This is a genomic window from Burkholderia sp. RS01, from assembly GCF_039748055.1.
Taxonomy (GTDB): Bacteria; Actinomycetota; Actinomycetes; order Actinomycetales; family Micrococcaceae; genus Arthrobacter.
The window spans coordinates 1-17,924 of the sequence record NZ_JBDLAK010000035.1; the positions used below are offsets into that span (position 1 = coordinate 1).

Genomic DNA, 17,924 nt, shown 5'->3' on the forward strand with positions numbered 1-17,924 from the left:
CTTGACGGACCGGGGGGCCCAATAACCCCCGTGGGTTTTGGGCGACCCCTGCTGTTAAACAGCGGAATCATGGCCAGTTGAATGCCGTCACCCAGGCCCGGAACCTTTACCCGCGGCGCCACCACGGATGCATGCATCGCCTCCTGAATCCTGCATATTTGCAGGAGCCGGGATGCGCCAGACGGTAGAAGTAGGGGTTTCTATTTGGCTGCAATCGCCAGGAATCTGATCGGCAGGTCCAGCAGCTCTAACGGGCCGTGGGGTCCTTCGCCATCGAGGAGCAGCGAGTCCCCGGCCTCCATGGTGTATTCGTAGGCCCCGTGGCCATAGATCATTTTCCCGGAGAGCATGTAGATGAATTCCGTTCCGGGATGCTGGAACAGCGGGAAGACGTCGGAGGCGTTGGTGAGCGTGACGAGGGTCGGTTCGAGCGCGTCGGTGCGTCCCTTGAGGGTGCCGAGCACGCGGTACTCGTGGCCGTGTTGGGTTCCGCTGCGGACAGTAAGGCTGCCCTGCCCGTTCTTGGTGAAGGTGGCATCGCGGTCTGTGTCGGCGCCGCGGAACAGGGCCGTGACCGGAATTCTTAAACCGTCAGCCAGTCGCTGCAGGGTGGTCAGCGAACACGACGTGCTGGCCGATTCGATCTTGGAGATCATCGCCTTGGACAATCCCGTCCGGGCTGCAAGTTCGGCGGCCGACAGCCCGTGGGCTGTCCGGTAGCGTCGGAGCTGCCCGGCAATGATGCGCTCCAGTTTGCCTGCCACATCGTCTGCGGCTGCCTCTGCCGGAACGCCCGTCTCTTCGCCAGTCTGATTGGTCACCCAGCCATCATAGGCTTCAGCCACGGCGTCTAGCCGATCACCCGGGCCTCTCCCAAGAGCCCTGCGAGAACGTCGGCCAAGGCGCCGGCCCCGGCCTCGGCGTCGTGGTCCTCCACCAGTTCCTCCGGTGAATGCGATATTCCGGTGGGGTTCCTTACGAACAGCATGGCGGTGGGGATGTGGCCGGCGAGCACTCCCGCGTCATGGCCCGCACCGGTGTCCAGGACGGGCGCGACGGGAAGCAGCGCCTGCAGCCGGTCACGCAGGCCGGTGTCGAAGTGCACGGTGGGGCTCATCGACTCGGTGCCGAAGCTGACGGTGCACCCTTCCTCGGCGGCAATGACCTGGGCGTTGAGGTGGATGGATTCGACCAGGGCAGCGGTGACCTCGTCCCGCGGGTGCCGGAGGTCGATCCACAGGTCCACGCGGGAGGCGATGACGTTGGTCCCGCCGGGGACGGGCTGCAGCCTGCCGACGGTGGCGCGTGCGTCCCGGTACTTGCTGGCCGTGTCGCGGATGCCGATCATGACCTTGGCCGCGGCGATCATGGGGTCTTTCCGGTCGTTCATGAGGGTGGTTCCGGCGTGGTTGCCCTGCCCGTGCACTGAGAGCTTCCACCGGCCGTGGCCCAGGATGGAGGATCCGATGGCCACCGGCTGGCCCAGGTCGACCAGTCCCCTGCCCTGTTCGACGTGGAGTTCAACGAATACGCCGAGCTGCTGGAGGGTCCTGCGGTCGGCACCGATGAACCGGGGGTCCTGCCCGTTGGCCGCGGCCACGTCGGCGTAGGTGTTGCCGTCCGCATCCTTGAGGTTGCGGGCCTTGTCCGGGTCCAGGGCGCCGGTGAGCAGGCGCGACCCGAGGCACGCGACGCCAAAGCGGGAGCCTTCCTCTTCGGGGAAGACGGCGATGGCCAGGGGCCTGCGGGGCCGGACGCCCCGTTGTTTGAGGATGTCGACGGCCACCAGGGCAGAGGCAACACCGAGGGGGCCGTCATATTCGCCTCCGCCTGGGACCGAGTCGAGATGGCTTCCCGTGACGACGGCGTCGCTGCGGACGCCCGTGGCGGTGTCCCACCAGGCCCAGATGATGCCGTTGGCGTCGGTAGTGACATCCAGCCCGCGCCTGCCGGCCTGTTCGATGAACCAGCCTCGCAGCTCGGTTTCGGCGTTCGAGAAGACCGGGCGGGAGTATCCGCCGCGATGCCTGTCGGTCCCGGTCCCGGAGATGTCCCGCATGAGGCCGGTGACGGTGTCGGTTGCCGGTTTGGTCGCTGGGGAGGTCACTGGCTGCTCCGTTTCTGTAGGTGGGTTCGTGGGTGTGCGGGGTCAGTTGGCGCTGACCGGTTAGTGGGCGCTGATTCGGGCGGTTGCAGGGCGGAACCGGGCCGGGACCTCGCCGGTGCCGGTGGCGAGGTCGGCCGCCCATTGCCCGATCAGCGGCGCGAACTTCGCGCCGTGGCCCGAGCACGGGGAGAGGACGGTCAGCCCCTCGGCCCGGTCGATGAGGAAGTCCTCCGTCGGGGTGTTGGTGAACAGGCACGTGGTCTCGGCGTACGGTTCAGGGTCAAGTCCGGGGAGGTACTTTTGGACGTAGTCCACCACACGGCGCCGGTTGGCCGGGTCCACGGCGCCGGTTTGGGCGGCGGCGGAGGGGATGAGCTTTCCGCCGTTGTATTCGGCGACCTTCTGCCCGGCGAAGCCGGCATCCCGTCCTCCGGGCAGCCCGTAGGTCTGGATGGCCGCGCTCTTGTGGATGAAGGTGGGCCATTCCGGCTGGCTGCCGGAAAGCTCACGGTAGCGGAAATGGTAGGCCTGCTCCTGCCGGACGGTGATCTCGGGCAGTCCTGCAAGGAACCCGTCGGGAAGGCCGAGCCGTCCCAGCAGCCCGGGCAGCCAGCCGCCGGCGCTGACGATGACGTTCCCGGCGTCGATCTGCCCCCCTGCCGCGGAACGCACACGGTAGCCGGATCCCCGTTTCTCCACGCCGGCGACGTCCCAGCCGGTCAGCAGCCTGGCGCCATGCTTCACAGCCTGGTCGATCATGGCGTTGACCGAGCCTTCGGCGTCGATGACGCCGGCGCCGGGGTGCCACAGCACGGAGGTGTCAAAGGCGATGTGGGGCCAGCGTGCCCTCGCTTCGGCGACGCTGAGGAGTTCGTGCTCCACGCCGGCGCCGGCGAGGACCCGGGCCAAGTGCTCCGGCTGACGTTCGGGCCCGTAGTCCACCGCTCCGAACGGGGTGATCAGTTCCAGCCCGCTGGCCGCCTCGAGTTCGTCCCACAGAACTTTGGACTCGATCACGGCCCGGGTATAGAACTCGTCCGGGTAGGCGTAGCGGAAGATCCGGGCGGACCCGTGCGAACTGCCGTCATGGCTGGCCGGGACTGTGCGTTCCAGGATGGTCACGTCGTGGCCGCGGGCGGCGAGCTGGCAGGCGGTGGCGGCGCCGGCGAGCCCGGCGCCGACCACAACAAAGTCCGACGCGTCGGAAAAAGACCCCGTCATCACTTGGCTCCCGGGATCCAGCTCGTGCCGGCCAGCGGCACGCGGGCCATGGCGGAGGCTTCGATGGTGAGGGCCACGAGATCTTCGGGCTCGAGGTTGTGCAGGTGGGACTTTCCGCAGGCCCGGGCGATGGTCTGGGCCTCCATGGTCAGGACGCGGAGGTAGTTGGCCAGGCGGCGGCCGCCCGCGACCGGGTCCAGGCGGGAGGAGAGTTCGGGGTCCTGGGTGGTGATGCCGGCGGGGTCGCGGCCGTCCTGGAAATCGTCGTAGAAGCCCGCAGCCGAGCCGAGCGCAGCGTACTCGGCGGCGTAGCGGGGATCGTTGTCACCCAACGCGATCAGGGCCGCGGTGCCGATCGCGACGGCGTCGGCCCCCAAGGCCATGGCTTTGGCGACGTCGGCGCCGGTCCGGATGCCGCCGGAGACGATCAGCTGGACCTTCCGGTGCAGACCCAGTTCCTGGAGCGCCTGGACGGCCTGCGGGATGGCGGCCAGGGTGGGGATGCCCACGTTTTCGATGAAGACCTGCTGGGTCGCAGCGGTGCCGCCCTGCATGCCGTCGACCACCACGACGTCGGCTCCGGCCTTTACGGCCAGGGCGGTGTCATAGTACGGGCGGGAGGCGCCGATCTTGACATAGATGGGGGTCTTCCAGTCCGTGATTTCACGCAATTCACCGATCTTGATCTCCAGGTCGTCCGGTCCGGTCCAGTCGGGGTGGCGGCTGGCGGAGCGTTGGTCGATCCCGACCGGCAAGGTGCGCATGCCGGCGACGCGGTCGGTGATCTTCTGGCCCAGCAGCATGCCGCCGCCGCCGGGCTTGGCGCCCTGGCCGAGCACGATTTCGATCGCGTCGGCCTTGCGCAGGTCATCCGGGTTCATGCCGTAGCGGGAGGGCAGGTACTGGTAGACCAGGTGCTTGGACTGGCCGCGCTCCTCGGGGGTCATGCCGCCGTCGCCGGTGGTGGTGGAGGTTCCCACCTCGCTCGCGCCGCGGCCCAGTGCCTCTTTGGCGTTGGCGGACAGGGCGCCGAAACTCATGCCGGCGATGGTCACCGGGGTCTGCAGGTGCAGCGGCCGGCTCGCGTGGCGGTCGCCGAGGATGACGTCGGTGTCGCACTTTTCGCGGTAGCCCTCCAGCGGGTAGCGGGACATGGACGCGCCGAGGAACAGCAGGTCATCAAAGTGCGGGACCTTGCGCTTGGCGCCCCAACCGCGGATGTCATAGACGCCGGTGGCGGCGGCACGTTGGATGTCCGCGATGGTCGCACGGTCGAAGGTCGCCGATTCGCGCAGGCCCAGCTCTTCGGTGTGCTGCGCGGGAAGAACAGCCGGGGATTCCTGGGGCAGTGAGGTGATAGTCATGGGAGTGTCCTTGCTAGTACGACGTCGAGTTGTGGACGCTGAAGTGGTAAAGGTTCCGTGCCGATCCGTAGCGCTTGAAGTCCGCCGGGTCTTCGGCGCGGCCCGCCGCGGTGAGCAGCCCTTCGAGTTCCTCTAGGTGCTCGGCCTTCATCGGTTTTTCGATGCAGTCCGCACCGAGGGACGCGACGGATCCCTTGACGTAGATCCGGGCTTCGTAGATCGAGTCGCCGAGGGCCTCCCCGGCGTCCCCGCAGACCACGAGCCGGCCCGCCTGGGCCATGAAGGCTGACATGTGGCCGATGTTGCCGCCGACCACGATGTCCACGCCTTTCATGGAGATCCCGCAGCGGGCGCCGGCGTTTCCGTCGATGACCACGAGTCCGCCGTGGCCGGTGGCCGCGGCCGACTGGGACGCATCGCCCTTGACCTGGACTCTGCCGGACATAATGTTCTCCGCGAGACCCACGCCGGCGTTGCCGGTGATGGTGACGTGGCCCTTTTGGTGCATGCCGGCCGCGTAGTAGCCGGCATGGCCTTCAACGGTGACGCTGACGTCGGCGTTGATTCCGACGGCAAGGCTGTGCTTGCCGCCCGGGTTAGTGACGGTCCAGTCCTGGCCGTCGGTGGCGTGGTGAAGGGCCTGGTTCAAGTCCCGGACCGGGCTGTCGGCAAGGTCAACGCTGAAGGTGTCCGGCGTTGTTGCGTTGGGGCTGTGCGTTTCGGGGGCTGTCAGAGTGACCATGTGTAGACCTTTCCGGGTTCCGGTTCAAAGATGCGGGCTGTTTCAATGCCGGGCAGGGCTGCCAGGGCACGGTATTCGGAGGCCATGGCCACGTAGTCGTCTGTTTCGGCGATGATGGCCGGCTTGCAGGCGATGGGGTCCCGGACCACGGCCATGCTGTCGGCGGTGGTGACGACGAGGGTGTAGAAACCGTCGAAGACCTTGCCCAGGTTGACGAGCGCGGTTTCCAGGTCGTCGCCCTGCTGCAGGCGGGAGGCGATGTAGCGGGCGCCGACCTCGGTGTCGTTGTCGGAGTCGAAGACCACGCCTTCACGCAGCAGGTCCCGGCGGATGGTGGCGTGGTTGGAGAACGATCCGTTGTGGACCAGGCAGAGGTCGTCGGCGACGGAGAAGGGGTGGGAACCGCCGGCAGTCACGGCGGACTCGGTGGCCATGCGGGTATGGGACAGCCCCTGGCTTCCGGCCATGGCCTCCAATCCGTGCTCGGCGGCGATGTCCATCGGGTGGCCCACGCTCTTCATGACGGCGACGTGCTCGCCGCGGCCGATGATGGTGGAGCCCGGGAGGATTTCGCTGACGGCCTTGACCAGCAGGTCGGTCCCGACGGCGGAACTCACCAGGGTGGTGTCCCCCACCACCCTGACGGCGGTGGCGGCGGAGGCGGGCAGCAGGGTTTCCAGCGCCGCAATAATGGCCATCACGGGCATGCCCTGGTTTTTGCCCAGGAGGCTAAGCGTGGAGGTGCCCTGGGCGACGAGGCCCGGGGTGTCATAGACGGCCAGGCCGGCGGAGTCCGGACCGCGGTCCACGATCTGGCACATCATGGAGGACAGGAGGCTGCCCATCTGGGGATGCAGCGAAGGGTTGCGCAGCTGCAGCGCGGCGATTCCACACATTGTGTGTCCTTTACTCGGTGGGTTTGGTCAGATTGAAGTCAGGTAGGTGCGGATTTCCCAGTCGCTGACCTGGTTGTGCCAGCTCAGGAACTCTTCTTCCTTGGCGTTCGCGTAATACTTGCCGATTTCCGCGTCGCCGCTGAGACTGGCCAGGATCACCGGGTCTCGGCGGAGCGCCTCGACGGCGTGCAGGAGCGTCGCGGGCAGGAAATGGGCCTCCGGCCGGGCTTCGCCCGGGCCGGACGGGGATCCGGGATCGGTTCCGCTGGCGACGCCGTCCAGCCCGGCCTCGACCGCCGTGGCGATGGCGAGGTAGGGGTTGGCGGAGCCGTCCCCGGACCGGAGTTCAATCCGTTTGTCGTCGGGGACGCGGATCATGTGCGTGCGGTCGTTGCCCCCGAACGAGGCCCTCCGCGGGGACCACGTGGCACCGGAGGAGCTCGTGGTCGCCCCGGAGCGTTTGTAGGAATTGACGGTGGGAGCGAGGAAAGCCTGGAGGGCCGGGGCGTGGTTGAGGATGCCGCCGATGAACGAGTAGGCGAGTTCCGAGAGCCCCAGGCCGCGTCCGCCGTCGTCCCCCGGGAACAGCGCCTCGGCGCCCGACCACAGCGACAGGTGGAAATGCAGGCCGGTGCCCGTCCGGTCCGTGAAGGGCTTGGGCATGAACGTGGCGGTCATGCCGCGCTGTTCGGCGAGAATGTTCAGGATGTAGCGCAGGGTGACGACGCGGTCGGCCGTGGTGAGGGCGTCGGCGTAGTTGAAGTTCTGTTCGAACTGTCCGGCGGCGTCCTCGTGGTCATTGGCGTAGTTGCCCCAGCCCAGCCCGTTCATCGCCTCGGAGATGGAGGTGAGGTGATCGTACATGCGGGTGACGCCGCGGGCGTCGTAGCAGGGGTGGGGTGAATCGTCCCTGGCATCCGCGGTGCTCAGCGAGCCGTCCGGGTTCTTGCTGACCAGGAAGTACTCCACTTCGGCGCCCACCTTGGCCTGCATGCCCTGCTCCGCCAGCCGGGCCAGCGTGTTTTTCAGGATGACCCTCGGGGCGAAGGGCCAGGGCCTGCCGTCCACGTACGGGTCGCAGTGGATGATCGCCAGGCCCTCCTTGATGAACGGCACGGGCGTGAAGGAGGTGAGATCGGGGACGGCGATGAGGTCCGAATCCTGCGGCTTCTGCCCGATCAGCCCTGCCGCGTAGCCGGCGAAGCCCATGGCACCGGCCTCGAGCTCATCCGCGGCTTCAACGGGAACAAGCTTCGCGCACGGTTTGCCGGTCATGTCCACGAACGTCGCCAGCAGGAACCGCACGTCATGGGCCTTGGCGATGTCCGCGAGGGAGATCTGTCCGGCCTCGGCCGGCAGCCCGGTTTTTGATGGCGCTGACGCGCTGGGTACTTCAGGGGTTGCGACACTGGTCATCGGAACTGTCCTGTTCACTTGGTGTTACCTACGGGGAAACCTTGTTGAACCACAGTAGTCAAAGTGATGTTACCGGCGTGCGCCTCCAGCGTTAAATCCGCATGTCATGATCGGGCGCCGAATGCAACAGGAATTTAACGCGCCCGAAACCCGCCATCGTTCACTGTCATGAATCATGGTTTCATCCCACGGTTACTTCGGATGCTGCCGGTTCCGGCGGATATCGGGACGGGAACAAGGGTCCTACCCTTTTGCGAACCGGAATCCCCTGTTTGCTTCCTCGCTGACGCGAGGTGAAGCCGCGAAGACGCCTTACCCGGCCTCAAGGGCCGGTAGACAGCCACCCCTTTTTGATTGGAGTTCCATGAATTCTGGAGACGTCGCCTGGATCCTCGCCGCGAGTGCACTGCTGTGCATCATGATCCCCGGCCTTGCCCTGTTCTACGGCGGCATGGTCGGGTCCCGCAGAATCCTGAACATGATGATGATGTGTTTCGGAGGCATGAGCATTGTCGCGGTCCTGTGGGCCGTGTTCGGCTACTCCATGGTCTTCGGCAATTCCATCGGCGGCGCCGGGCTCCTGGGGGACATCACCGAGTATTTCGGGATGGAGCAATTGCTGGCCGAGGACCCTGACGCGCCGATACCCGCAGCGCTGTTCGCCGCCTTCCAGCTGTTCTTTGCCGGCATCACCACCGCAATCATCGCCGGAGCTGCGGCAGGACGCATGAAATTCGGCGCATGGATGACTTTCGCCGCCCTCTGGGCCACGCTGGTCTACTTTCCGGTCGCCCACTGGGTCTTCGCATTCAGCTCGGCCGACGGCTCCGTGACCGGCGGCTGGATCGTCAACAGTCTCAAAGCCGTCGACTTCGCCGGCGGAACCGCCGTTCACATGAACGCCGGAATCGCGGCCCTGGCCCTCGCCCTGGTTCTGGGACGCAGCGCCGGCTGGCCCAAGAGCGAGCACACCAGGCCGCACAGCCGGCCGCTGGTACTGGTCGGCGCGGGACTGTTGTGGGCCGGCTGGTTCGGCTTTAATGCCGGGTCCGCCCTCACCGCCGGGCAATCCGCCTCCGTGGTGTTCCTGAACACCGCCATCGCCGCATGCGCAGGCCTCCTGGCCTGGGCCCTCGTGGAACGCATCAGACTGGGCAGTGCCAGCAGCATGGGCGCCGCCTCCGGCCTGATCTCGGCCCTCGTTGCCATCACTCCCGCGTGCGGCGCCGTCAGCCCGCTCGGCGCTCTTGCCACCGGTGTGATCGCCGGCGCCGTCTGTTCCCTGGCCATCGAACTGAAGTTCCGCTTGGGCTTCGATGATTCACTCGACGTCGTCGGTGTCCACCTGGTCGGCGGCATCCTCGGCACCCTCCTGATCGGCTTCTTCGCCACCGACGCCGCACCCAACAAGGTAAACGGTCTGTTCTACGGCGGAGGCTTCGAACTCCTCGGAATCCAGACGGTCGCCACCCTCGCCGTACTCGCCTACTCCTTCGTCGTGACATGGGTCATCGCCAAGCTCCTCAACATCACGATGGGCCTGCGCGTCCATGAAGCCGATGAACTGCGCGGCATCGACATCGCCGCCCACTCCGAGGCCGCCTATCTCAGCGACGAAGAGCCCGTGGAGCTCGGCTCCCCCAGCCGTGCCTAGGGCGTCAGCAGAAGGCTCGCGCCTTCTCGTGCCCGAGCCCTCCATCGTCCGCACCGGCCGCCTGCCCCGCCTCCCCTGGAAGAACGGGGCAGGCACCACCCGGGAAGTCGCCATCCTCCCGGGTGGTTCGGGTCCGGACACGTTCCGGTGGCGACTCAGCCTGGCCGACATCGACGAAGACGCAGCCTTCTCAACGTTCCACGGCACCGACCGGCACTTCCTCGTCGCATCCGCGGACACGCTCACCATGGATGTCGACGGCGTCCCCCGCACGGCCTCCTACGGCCGAACCGAAACGTTCCCGGGAGAAGCGGACGTATCCGTCAGGTTGTCCTCTGGACCAGTTTCCGTCATTAACCTCATCACCGCGGGGGCATACTGCACCGGGGACGTCTCGGTGGAGCGCCTTGACGGACCGTGGATCCCCCACGTGAATGCCGTCGCCCTGGCCCTCCTTGACGGAACTGCATGGTTAGACAGCGGAGAACTGTTGGAACCTCTCGACTTTCTCATGTGCGGCCCGGGAACGGTTGGCATACAGTTGAAGGAAGCTCTAGTGGCGACGATCTCTGTGTTCCCTGAGACCTAGGTCGAACACAAGCGTCCGACCGCGGGCAGCGTTTCCAAATCATCAGTCCGAGCTTCGGACTTCACTCGCATCATGCCCCGCACAGAGGGCCCAGCGCGTGGACAACTGCCTATCGTTCATTGCAGGGTGCAAGGTCTCCCTCGCGCGCTTCCTACTATCGTTGGACCCGCCCCGAACTGATTTGCTCCCCCAGGTTGGGATATTGACGGCTGTGTGATCGTATGAAGCCATGTTGTCTCTGCGTGATCTCCAGCAGTACGTCGTCCTGGCCGAGGAGCTGAACTTCCGGCTCGCCGCAGACCGTCTCCATGTGTCGCAGCCTACGTTGACGCAGACACTGCAGCGTCTTGAACGACAGTTTGGTTCGACGCTCATCGAACGGAGCACTCGAAAGAGCCACCTGACTGAGGCCGGCCGCACTCTCTTTGAGGGTGCCGACTTTCTGCTCAGCGATGCCCAGAAACTGGAGACTGAAGTGAGGAGTGTCGGGGCTGGGATGCGTCGTGAGCTCCGCGTCGGTGCCGTCAACCCTGCCATGGCGAGCTTGATGCCGCAGGTCCTTCAGGCGGTGCACCGGTCGATTCCGGATGTCCGAATCAGCCTTCAGCCAATGGCGTCCTTCGCACTGATGCGTGCGCTGCGCGACGGCCGGCTCGACATTGCCATTGTCCGGACAGCGGACTCGGTGCCGGGCTTTGTCGCGACGAAGCTGATGAACGATCCTCTTCTGGCTGTGCTTCCGTCCGCTCATCGGCTTGCTTTGCGGGACCAGATCAGCCTCGCAGAGCTCTCTGGCGAGTCCTTCATCATGGCCCCGCGGTCGAGAAACCCGGCTTTTCACGATGAACTAGTCAGCCTCTATCACCGGCGCGGATGTTCACCGGCGCAGTTCATCGAGTCCAACGGTCTGCACAGCCAATTGGCCCTCGTCGGAGCTGAAGTTGGAGTGGCTGTGCAGTCAGTGCTGTACCGGGATCCGGGACGTGAGGACATCGTGTTCGTGCCTGTGGGTGAGAACCTGGAGATTCCGCTCCAGGTTCTCACCCAAGACACCGGCTCAGACGTGATTGGCTGCTTTATAAGTGCTGCCCAAGTCCGAGCCGGGGAGATTAACGCTTCACTTTCTGCCGCGGCGGAAGGTTCAGACGTGGCAGCCGAGAGCGCCTTTTAGGCTTCGCACCTGTTATCGCCGAAATCACCAGCACGATACAGAGCGCGAGGAACACCAGCGAGCCGGGGCGCTGAACGAAGATCAGGAATCCGTTGTCACTGAGCAGCAGTGACTGGCGCAATGACGTCTCCAGCATTCCACCGATGATGAAGGCCAAGACGAGCGGCCCTGTCGGCAAACCCCAGGTCCGCATCAGGTAGCCGATCGCCCCAAAGATGATGGCAATCCACATGTTCCAGGTGTTGTTGTCGATCGTGTAGACCCCCACCAAACTCAGCAGGATGATGAACGGTGCCATGATCTGCGCGTCCACCCGCAGGATCTGGATGAAGAGCCCCACGAGCGGAAGGCTGAGCACTAACAAAACGACATTGCCCAGATACATGGAAGCAATGACACCCCAGAACAGGTCCGGCTCTTCCTCGATGAGCCTCGGCCCCGGAGTAATACCGTTGATCAACAGGACACTGAACATCAGGGAGATCGCGACATTAAACGGGATGCCCAAGGTGAGCAGTGGGATGAATGCCGAGGTCGACGACGCGTTGTTTGCCGTTTCCGGCCCGGCGACGCCTTGGATTGCCCCCTTCCCGAATTCCTCCGGCCGTTTGGCCAGTCTGCGCTCGGTGCCGTAACTCACCAGTGATGAGACGACGCCGCCTCCGCCAGGCAACAGCCCGATCAACGTCCCGATGATGGATCCACGGGCTATCGGAGCCGCACTGTCACGGAAGTCCTGCCGGCTTGGCATGAGCCGCCCTACCTTCGAAGAGACGGATCCAACGGCTTCCTCGGGATGACGGAGCTGGTAGAGCACTTCGCCGATTCCGAACAGTCCGAGAACCGCGGCCACGATGTCTATACCATCCACGAGCTGCGCCGAACCCCCATCAAACCGCGCTTGACCCGACACAGGGTCCAGCCCGATCACAGCGATGAACAGGCCGATCGCCGCCGCCAGGACCGCCTTGCCGAAGGAGCCGTTCCCCATACGAGCGATCAGCAGCAGACCAAGCAGTGCCAGCAATGCGTACTCGGGCGGCCCCAGCCTCAGTGCCAGGTCCGCCAGTTGCGGCGCGAAGAGCGTCAGGCCAACCAGCGCCACCGAGGCGCCGATGAAGGAACCGATAGCCGAGATGCCCAGCGCCGGACCGGCACGGCCACGACGCGCCATCTCGTGGCCATCGATGGCAGTGACCACCGATGCCGCTTCGCCTGGCAACTTGAGCAGCACCGAGGTGATCGTCCCGCCATACATGACGCCTGCATACACGCCGGCAAGGAGGATGATCGCCGTCGTGGGTTCAAAATTGAACGTGAACGGAAGCAGCAACGAAATGGTGGTGACCGGACCTGGCCCGGGCAGCACACCAACGAGCATGCCCAGAAAGCATCCGACGACGACCGCTAGAATGTTCTCCCACGAAAGAGCGACCCCGAATCCTGCAATAAGTCCGTCCATGAGAGCCCCCTATCCTAGCCCGAGTAGTGAGGTAGGGAATGAAGTGCCCACCACAACGCCGAAGACTACGTATAGAAGGGCCGTGATTACGGCCGTCACCCACCCGGTACGGCGCCAGGTGAAGCCCGCCAGGAGCCGCGACCACAGTGCGAGGGTGACGACGATGGCCGCGACGAATCCGACGTAGCTGAAGAGGACCACGAACAGAACAGCCAGGATCAGTCCGGTCGCCGGCCGCCTGAGCTGCACCAGAGCTTCGAGCCGCAGCTTCCCTGTCCATGCGGAGTAGGCGAGTCCCAATGCCGCGAGCGTCCATATGATGCCGATGCCAAGTGGCCACATGCCGGGGCCAGGCCGATCGGCTGCCCCCACACCGAGCTTCATCGCGTTGAATGCTACGGCAGAGCCGGCGCCTGCCAGTAACAAGGGCACGAGTGTTGAGTAGAGACGGCCACCATCCTCTACATCGTGGCCCACCTCCTCCTCTATTAATACTGGCGTGTCAGCCATTCAGCAGTCCCAGCTCTTTCAAAACGACACCCGTTTCGGCGTACTCTGCCGAAAGGGCCTCGGAATATGCCTTTCCGTCACCAAAGTCCGGGATGAAGCCTGAAGCGGAGATCTTCTTGGCGACTTCATCGTTGTCTAAGGCTGCGGCAATCGCATCCGACAGGGTCTTTACAACTTCGTCGCTGACACCTTTAGGTGCGATCAGGCCGTTCGTCACGTTGGTGACGGCGTCGTACCCGCTGTCTTTCAGCGTCGGAACGGCCTCGTAAAAGGCGCCCTTGACGTCTCCCAGGTTGGCGAGAATCTTCAAGTCCCCCGCTTTGACTGAGGCAGCGAACGCAGAAGGCAATCCGGCCGCCGCATCCACATTCACGCCGAGCAGGGCAGATGTCGCTTCACCGCTGCTCTCGAAGGGAACCTGCTTGGTCTCAACACCGGCGGCTTTGTCGAACTTTTCCATCGCGATGTTGGCCGGATTACCTGCACCGGTGCTGGCGTAGGAGAAGCTGTCCTGATTCTTCTTGAGGTGCTCCACCAGTTCCTGCACGCTATTCCAGGGTGCGTCGCTGCGCACAGCCAGCAGAATCGGAGCAGTGGCGACGCGGGCGACCGGACGGACGTCATCGTACTTGTAGGTGGTGCGGCCGTAGTGCGGCTGCACCGTGACCGGCCCGCCGGCTATGAAGCCCAGGGCTGTAGCCATCGGGGGCCGCTTTCACCAAGGATGCCAGTGCCACTGTTCCCGACCCGCCCGCCTGGTTCTGGATGATGACGGACGTGCCGAGTGAAGATTCCAGTGAAGGGGACAGGGTTCTTGCGAGCTGGTCGCTCGCTCCGCCTGCCGAGTAGGTGACCACGATCTCGACGGGACCATCAGGGTATTTAGCCCCACTGCCCCCGCCGTGGCTTCCCGGCCCAACGCTGCATCCAGCAACGAGTGCCACCATCACGGTGGCTGCGCCTGCGAGTCGCACTTTTCTCATCAACGGGCCCATCAGCTGTAGCGCTTCCGGAAGTGAGGACGGAGTTCGTCGAGCGGAACATCCTGGGTAATCAGACTCGCGGTAAACGCCTCATCTTCAGCGATCTGCTCGATCTGGTCGATAACTTCATTGATGTTTTCGAAAGGCACAACGCAAACGCCGGAATCATCGGCGACTATGAGGTCACCGGGGCGGACCTGCACATCGTGGAGCTTGACCGGGCCGTTCATTTCGATGGCCTCAATCCGGAACTTGCCGGTGATGGGTGTGATGCCGCAGCTCCAGACGGGGTACTCAAGGCGGCGGATGGTGCTGGCATCGCGCACTGCGCCGTAAACGATGGAGCCGGCAAGACCCTTGGTCTTCGCCACCGTGCAGGATTGTCCGCCCATGTTCGACACATCGAGGTTGCCACCGGTGTCTGTCACGAGCACGTCGCCGGGTTCAGAGAGGTAGTAAATGTCGCGCGTCGACATTCGGATGAAGTCCTTGTCGACATAGCCCTGCGTCGGTGTCTTGCGCTCGACCATGTTGCGGATGGTCACTGCCGGCCCCACAACCTTGCGACCGGTCTGCAGGGGCTTCAGGTAGGAAGCCGGGACGGCGCCGAGAATACCGAGGCCGTCCAGGATGTCCGACACAGAAGTCGTGAGGTCCTCTACGGCAAGGTAACGCTGAACAACTTCCTGGGAGACTCTTTCAAACTTGATCTTTTGATGCGTTCCTGCGGCACGAGGCCCCAGATCCGTCCGGCTTCCTCGTACTCGCGGTACTCCTGCTCGAGGGTAGTCCTTGCTTCTCCTTTGAATATGACAATCGGCTCTGCGATGAGCGTCAATAGAGACCCTAAGCAGCGGTTTTCCATTGGACAATCCCTGAATCTCGTATGAAATTATTGGTCTAACCAATAATTAGACGGGGTTCCGCCGGGTAGTGCGGCCTCACCCTGTAGCCTTCCGACTTGACGAAGAGTGCCCGTGGTTCCACGGCGTCAGCCTCGATCCAGAGCATGGCGGAATCCGCGGTGGCGTGGCCCACCCTGCCCACACGGACAAGGCTGGCGTCGAGCCGCACTTCTACGATGCCGCCCACCATCTGGGCCCAGTCATCCCTCTCCCGCAGGTCCCGCGGGCCCGGCGAACCCGCACCCATTGAAGCCAAGGTCATGGCCGCGGCGTGCGCCGGCCGCCGGATGCGGCCGCTGTAGCCGGGCGCTCTGCAAGTTCTGCGAGGATCGCCGCCGTGTGCTCACCGAGTTCCGGCACAGCACCCATCCGGAACTCTGTCTCGCGGGACGTTACCGGAGGAATCAAACTGCGGACCGGGCCGACGGGAGACGCGACGTCGCGCCACCGGTTCCGTTCGGTCAGTTGCGGATGTGCCGAGAAGCCGTGCATGTCCCGGAGTTGGGCATTGGCGATGTTGGCGGCATCGAGCCGGGCGACCGCGTCGTCGGTGGTTTGGCCGCCAAGGGCCTCTTCGATGGCTTCATGGAGCGCTGCACGGTTCTCTACCCGCAGCGTGTTCGTGCTGAACCTCGGGTCCGTTGAGAGCTCCGGTTGTGCCAGGACGCCACTGCAGAAGATCGCCCATTCGCGCTCGTTCTGGATACCGAAGAACACCGTGCCGTCGGCCGTGGGGAAAGGACCGTATGGTGCGATGCTGGCATGCTGGGCTCCGCTGCTGGCTGGCGGTGCACCGCCGTATTCAGCGTAAAAGTAGGGCTGGCTCATCCATTCTCCAAGGGCCTCCAGCATAGATATCTCCACCACATCGCCCCGGCCCGTCGCGGCCCGTTGCAGCAGCGCTGTCAGGACGCCCGTGTAGGCGTACATTCCGGCAGAAATGTCCGCTATAGACACGCCTACCTTGGCCGGGGCATCCGGCGTTCCGGTGACGCTGAGCATTCCTGCCTCGCACTGGATGAGTAGGTCGTAAGCCTTTTTCTGTTCGTGCGATCCGCCGCGGCCGTAGCCGGAAATGGACACATGGACCAGCCGCGGGTTCAGCGCCAGGGCGTCGTCGGGGCCCAGTCCCAGGCGTTCGACGGCTCCGGGCGCAAGATTCTGGACGAGGACGTCCGCCCGGGACACGAGCTCCTTGAGGGTCCGCATCCCGTCCTCGGATTTGAGGTCCAGAACGATGCTTTCCTTGCCGCGGTTCAACCACACGAAATAGCTCGACATCCCGTGGACCTTTCGGTCGTAGCCGCGGGCGAAGTCACCCGTATCGCGCTCCACCTTGATGACACGGGCCCCCAGGTCCGCGAGCTGGCGCGTGGCGAAGGGCGCGGCGACCGCCTGTTCGAGTGAGATTACTGTGATGCCTTCCAAGGGCAGCCGGGCCATCTACAGTTCCTTTCCGGCCTTGGCCAGGATGCGTTTGGCCCGTTCCGTGACCGGGCGGTCGATCATCTGTCCAGCCACCTGCGCTGCGCGGCCCTCGGCTCCGATCACCAGGCGGGCCCACTCGACCTCCGACTCGGAAGGCAGGAAGGCGGCATTCACCGCAACGATTTGGGCAGGATGAATGCACAGTTTTCCGCCGAACCCGAAATTGCGGGCAAGCCTGGCTGAGGCGGCAACGGTATCTTCGTCACGGATCTCAGTCGAGGGCGTATCAAACGGCGCCGCGATACCTGCGGCCCTGGAGGCAACGACCAGCCCGGAGCGTGCATGGTCAAGGTAACGGTCACCGCTGTCCGCGTTGACGTCGAGGGAGAAATCGATGGCGCCGAACGCCAGCCGGGTCACACCCGGGACCCGGGCCAGGTCGAGGGCGTTTACGAGCCCCACCGCCGATTCAACGAGTGGCACCAGGGCAAGCTCCTGCGGGAGCGAGGCTCTCAGCCCGGCAAGCGCGGCCGGCTGTTCGGCCTTCGGAACAACAATGCCCAGCAGTCCGTGATGCGGCCAGTCGGTGAGGGCCAGCAATGCGGTGATCTCGGTGTTATGGGTTGCCGAGTCCGCCGGGTTGACCCGGACCATTGCACGGACGCCACCGCGGGCCAACGCGTCGACCGTCGATGCCAGCGCCATCGGTTTGTCCGGCGGCGCGACGGCATCCTCCAGGTCAATGATCACGAGGTCGGCGCCTGAACCGGCTGCCTTGGCGAACCTTTCGGGGCGGTCGCCGGGGACAAACAAGGCGGTAACGGCCGCCGAGACGATTTCCGTGCCGGTCACTTGGGCGGACAGGGCAGCACTCGTCTCCCGGGCGCTCAATGGAAGTCCCCCGCCTGCGGCAGGCTTGACTCGTCCGGGCGGGTGGACTCGACGCCGGGAAGGTGGCCCTGCCGGTACACCATAAAGGTGCGCCGGTAGCTGATGACGATCTTGCCGTCCTGGTTGTACCCCTCCGTGGCCACGGTCACCAAGCCCAGGTTGGGCCGGGACTTGGACTCCCGAAGGGCCAGCACCTTGGACCGGGAGTAGATGGTGTCGCCTTCAAAGACCGGGTTGGGCATCCGGACCTCGTCCCAGCCCATGTTCGCAAACACGTTCATGGACAGGTCAATGGTGGATTGCCCGGTGACCAAGGCAAGCGTCAGAGTTGAGTTCACCAGCGGCAGACCAAACTCGGTGGCCTTAGCAAAGTTCCTGTCCACGTGGGTCTTGGCGACGTTCTGCGTCATCAGCGTAAAGCTGTGGTTGTCAGCCTCGGTGACGGTCTTGCCGAACGGGTGGTAGTAAATGTCCCCGACCGAGAAGTCTTCAAAGAGCCGCCCCGTCCATCCCGGCACTACTCGCGTCTGGCCCGCAGCGCGCTGCGGCATGGTTTCAGTCATGGTTGGTCTCCTTCGACACGTT

18 protein-coding genes are annotated in these 17,924 nt (G+C 64.7%); 3 read left to right on the top strand and 15 right to left on the bottom strand.

The features are described 5' to 3' along the window. Window positions 1–200 precede the first annotated feature (200 nt). From ABFP37_RS21490 to glnT, 7 genes are read right to left on the bottom strand one after another with little or no spacing between them, the layout of a single operon-like run. Window positions 201–821 (bottom strand): XRE family transcriptional regulator, encoded by a 621-nt coding sequence (locus ABFP37_RS21490; protein WP_347034887.1) that lies wholly within the window; start codon window positions 819–821, stop codon window positions 201–203. A 29-nt stretch (window positions 822–850) separates the two neighbouring features. Next, the gene (locus ABFP37_RS21495; protein ID WP_347034888.1) at window positions 851–2,107 is read right to left on the bottom strand and encodes an allantoate amidohydrolase; all 1,257 of its coding nucleotides are present in this window, start codon (window positions 2,105–2,107) and stop codon (window positions 851–853) included. 60 nt (window positions 2,108–2,167) lie between these two features. Next, entirely contained in the window at window positions 2,168–3,328 is a 1,161-nt protein-coding gene (locus ABFP37_RS21500; protein WP_347034889.1) for an FAD-dependent oxidoreductase, read from the bottom strand. Further along, on the bottom strand, window positions 3,328–4,692 hold the full coding sequence (locus tag ABFP37_RS21505) for an FMN-binding glutamate synthase family protein (protein WP_347034890.1): 1,365 nt from the start codon (window positions 4,690–4,692) through the stop codon (window positions 3,328–3,330). Before ABFP37_RS21505 ends, ABFP37_RS21500 begins: the two co-directional genes overlap by 1 nt. A gap of 13 nt (window positions 4,693–4,705) precedes the next feature. Then, window positions 4,706–5,434 (bottom strand): protein glxC, encoded by a 729-nt coding sequence (locus tag ABFP37_RS21510; RefSeq protein WP_347034891.1) that lies wholly within the window; start codon window positions 5,432–5,434, stop codon window positions 4,706–4,708. Then, window positions 5,422–6,330 carry an amidophosphoribosyltransferase gene (locus ABFP37_RS21515; RefSeq protein ID WP_347034892.1) on the bottom strand — a complete coding sequence of 303 codons (909 nt, stop codon included), beginning with the start codon at window positions 6,328–6,330 and terminating at the stop codon, window positions 5,422–5,424. The genes ABFP37_RS21510 and ABFP37_RS21515 overlap by 13 nt, the downstream gene beginning before the upstream one ends. 27 nt (window positions 6,331–6,357) lie before the next feature. Further along, complete coding sequence (gene glnT / locus ABFP37_RS21520; protein ID WP_347034893.1) at window positions 6,358–7,746, bottom strand: type III glutamate--ammonia ligase; 1,389 nt, start codon at window positions 7,744–7,746, stop codon at window positions 6,358–6,360. A 364-nt stretch (window positions 7,747–8,110) separates the two neighbouring features. On the opposite strand from glnT, the gene ABFP37_RS21525 reads away from it, so the two are divergent. The 3 genes from ABFP37_RS21525 to ABFP37_RS21535 all read left to right on the top strand — a co-directional run bounded on the left by ABFP37_RS21525 (window position 8,111) and on the right by ABFP37_RS21535 (window position 11,160). After that, on the top strand, window positions 8,111–9,400 hold the full coding sequence (locus ABFP37_RS21525; RefSeq protein WP_347034894.1) for an ammonium transporter: 1,290 nt from the start codon (window positions 8,111–8,113) through the stop codon (window positions 9,398–9,400). Between the two features lie 28 nt (window positions 9,401–9,428). Then, window positions 9,429–9,989: a HutD family protein gene (locus tag ABFP37_RS21530; protein WP_347034895.1), complete on the top strand. Its 561-nt coding sequence runs from the start codon at window positions 9,429–9,431 to the stop codon at window positions 9,987–9,989. A 229-nt stretch (window positions 9,990–10,218) separates the two neighbouring features. Then, window positions 10,219–11,160 (top strand): LysR family transcriptional regulator, encoded by a 942-nt coding sequence (locus tag ABFP37_RS21535; protein ID WP_347034896.1) that lies wholly within the window; start codon window positions 10,219–10,221, stop codon window positions 11,158–11,160. Here ABFP37_RS21535 and ABFP37_RS21540 read toward each other — a convergent pair. The 8 genes from ABFP37_RS21540 to ABFP37_RS21575 all read right to left on the bottom strand — a co-directional run bounded on the left by ABFP37_RS21540 (window position 11,099) and on the right by ABFP37_RS21575 (window position 17,902). Further along, the gene (locus tag ABFP37_RS21540; RefSeq protein ID WP_347034897.1) at window positions 11,099–12,622 is read right to left on the bottom strand and encodes a tripartite tricarboxylate transporter permease; all 1,524 of its coding nucleotides are present in this window, start codon (window positions 12,620–12,622) and stop codon (window positions 11,099–11,101) included. The two genes, ABFP37_RS21535 and ABFP37_RS21540, sit on opposite strands and share 62 nt — an antisense overlap. A 9-nt stretch (window positions 12,623–12,631) precedes the next feature. Beyond that, window positions 12,632–13,132 (bottom strand): tripartite tricarboxylate transporter TctB family protein, encoded by a 501-nt coding sequence (locus tag ABFP37_RS21545; RefSeq protein ID WP_347034898.1) that lies wholly within the window; start codon window positions 13,130–13,132, stop codon window positions 12,632–12,634. Further along, window positions 13,125–13,835, bottom strand: a complete 711-nt coding sequence (locus tag ABFP37_RS21550) for a tripartite tricarboxylate transporter substrate binding protein (protein ID WP_347034899.1) — start codon at window positions 13,833–13,835, stop codon at window positions 13,125–13,127. The genes ABFP37_RS21545 and ABFP37_RS21550 overlap by 8 nt, the downstream gene beginning before the upstream one ends. A 291-nt stretch (window positions 13,836–14,126) precedes the next feature. Then, window positions 14,127–14,756 carry an RraA family protein gene (locus ABFP37_RS21555; protein ID WP_347034900.1) on the bottom strand — a complete coding sequence of 210 codons (630 nt, stop codon included), beginning with the start codon at window positions 14,754–14,756 and terminating at the stop codon, window positions 14,127–14,129. Between the two features lie 259 nt (window positions 14,757–15,015). Next, the gene (locus ABFP37_RS21560; RefSeq protein ID WP_347034901.1) at window positions 15,016–15,282 is read right to left on the bottom strand and encodes a hypothetical protein; all 267 of its coding nucleotides are present in this window, start codon (window positions 15,280–15,282) and stop codon (window positions 15,016–15,018) included. Further along, window positions 15,279–16,463 carry a CaiB/BaiF CoA-transferase family protein gene (locus ABFP37_RS21565; RefSeq protein WP_347034902.1) on the bottom strand — a complete coding sequence of 395 codons (1,185 nt, stop codon included), beginning with the start codon at window positions 16,461–16,463 and terminating at the stop codon, window positions 15,279–15,281. The genes ABFP37_RS21560 and ABFP37_RS21565 overlap by 4 nt, the downstream gene beginning before the upstream one ends. After that, the gene (locus ABFP37_RS21570; protein WP_347034903.1) at window positions 16,464–17,339 is read right to left on the bottom strand and encodes a CoA ester lyase; all 876 of its coding nucleotides are present in this window, start codon (window positions 17,337–17,339) and stop codon (window positions 16,464–16,466) included. It abuts the gene before it with no gap. Next, window positions 17,336–17,902, bottom strand: coding sequence for a MaoC family dehydratase (locus ABFP37_RS21575; protein WP_347034904.1), 567 nt, complete (start codon window positions 17,900–17,902; stop codon window positions 17,336–17,338). Before ABFP37_RS21575 ends, ABFP37_RS21570 begins: the two co-directional genes overlap by 4 nt. Window positions 17,903–17,924 lie beyond the last annotated feature (22 nt).

Excerpts from the sequence above, each read along its gene's own strand:
- ABFP37_RS21575 (WP_347034904.1), bottom strand. The coding sequence starts at position 17,902 with ATGACTGAAACCATGCCGCAGCGCGCTGCGGGCCAGACGCGAGTAGTG.
- ABFP37_RS21535 (WP_347034896.1), top strand. The coding sequence starts at position 10,219 with ATGTTGTCTCTGCGTGATCTCCAGCAGTACGTCGTCCTGGCCGAGGAG.
- ABFP37_RS21545 (WP_347034898.1), bottom strand. The coding sequence starts at position 13,132 with ATGGCTGACACGCCAGTATTAATAGAGGAGGAGGTGGGCCACGATGTA.
- ABFP37_RS21515 (WP_347034892.1), bottom strand. The coding sequence starts at position 6,330 with ATGTGTGGAATCGCCGCGCTGCAGCTGCGCAACCCTTCGCTGCATCCC.
- ABFP37_RS21560 (WP_347034901.1), bottom strand. The coding sequence starts at position 15,282 with ATGACCTTGGCTTCAATGGGTGCGGGTTCGCCGGGCCCGCGGGACCTG.
- ABFP37_RS21510 (WP_347034891.1), bottom strand. The coding sequence starts at position 5,434 with ATGGTCACTCTGACAGCCCCCGAAACGCACAGCCCCAACGCAACAACG.
- ABFP37_RS21505 (WP_347034890.1), bottom strand. The coding sequence starts at position 4,692 with ATGACTATCACCTCACTGCCCCAGGAATCCCCGGCTGTTCTTCCCGCG.
- ABFP37_RS21540 (WP_347034897.1), bottom strand. The coding sequence starts at position 12,622 with ATGGACGGACTTATTGCAGGATTCGGGGTCGCTCTTTCGTGGGAGAAC.
- ABFP37_RS21525 (WP_347034894.1), top strand. The coding sequence starts at position 8,111 with ATGAATTCTGGAGACGTCGCCTGGATCCTCGCCGCGAGTGCACTGCTG.
- ABFP37_RS21550 (WP_347034899.1), bottom strand. The coding sequence starts at position 13,835 with ATGGCTACAGCCCTGGGCTTCATAGCCGGCGGGCCGGTCACGGTGCAG.
- ABFP37_RS21565 (WP_347034902.1), bottom strand. The coding sequence starts at position 16,463 with ATGGCCCGGCTGCCCTTGGAAGGCATCACAGTAATCTCACTCGAACAG.
- glnT (WP_347034893.1), bottom strand. The coding sequence starts at position 7,746 with ATGACCAGTGTCGCAACCCCTGAAGTACCCAGCGCGTCAGCGCCATCA.
- ABFP37_RS21500 (WP_347034889.1), bottom strand. The coding sequence starts at position 3,328 with ATGACGGGGTCTTTTTCCGACGCGTCGGACTTTGTTGTGGTCGGCGCC.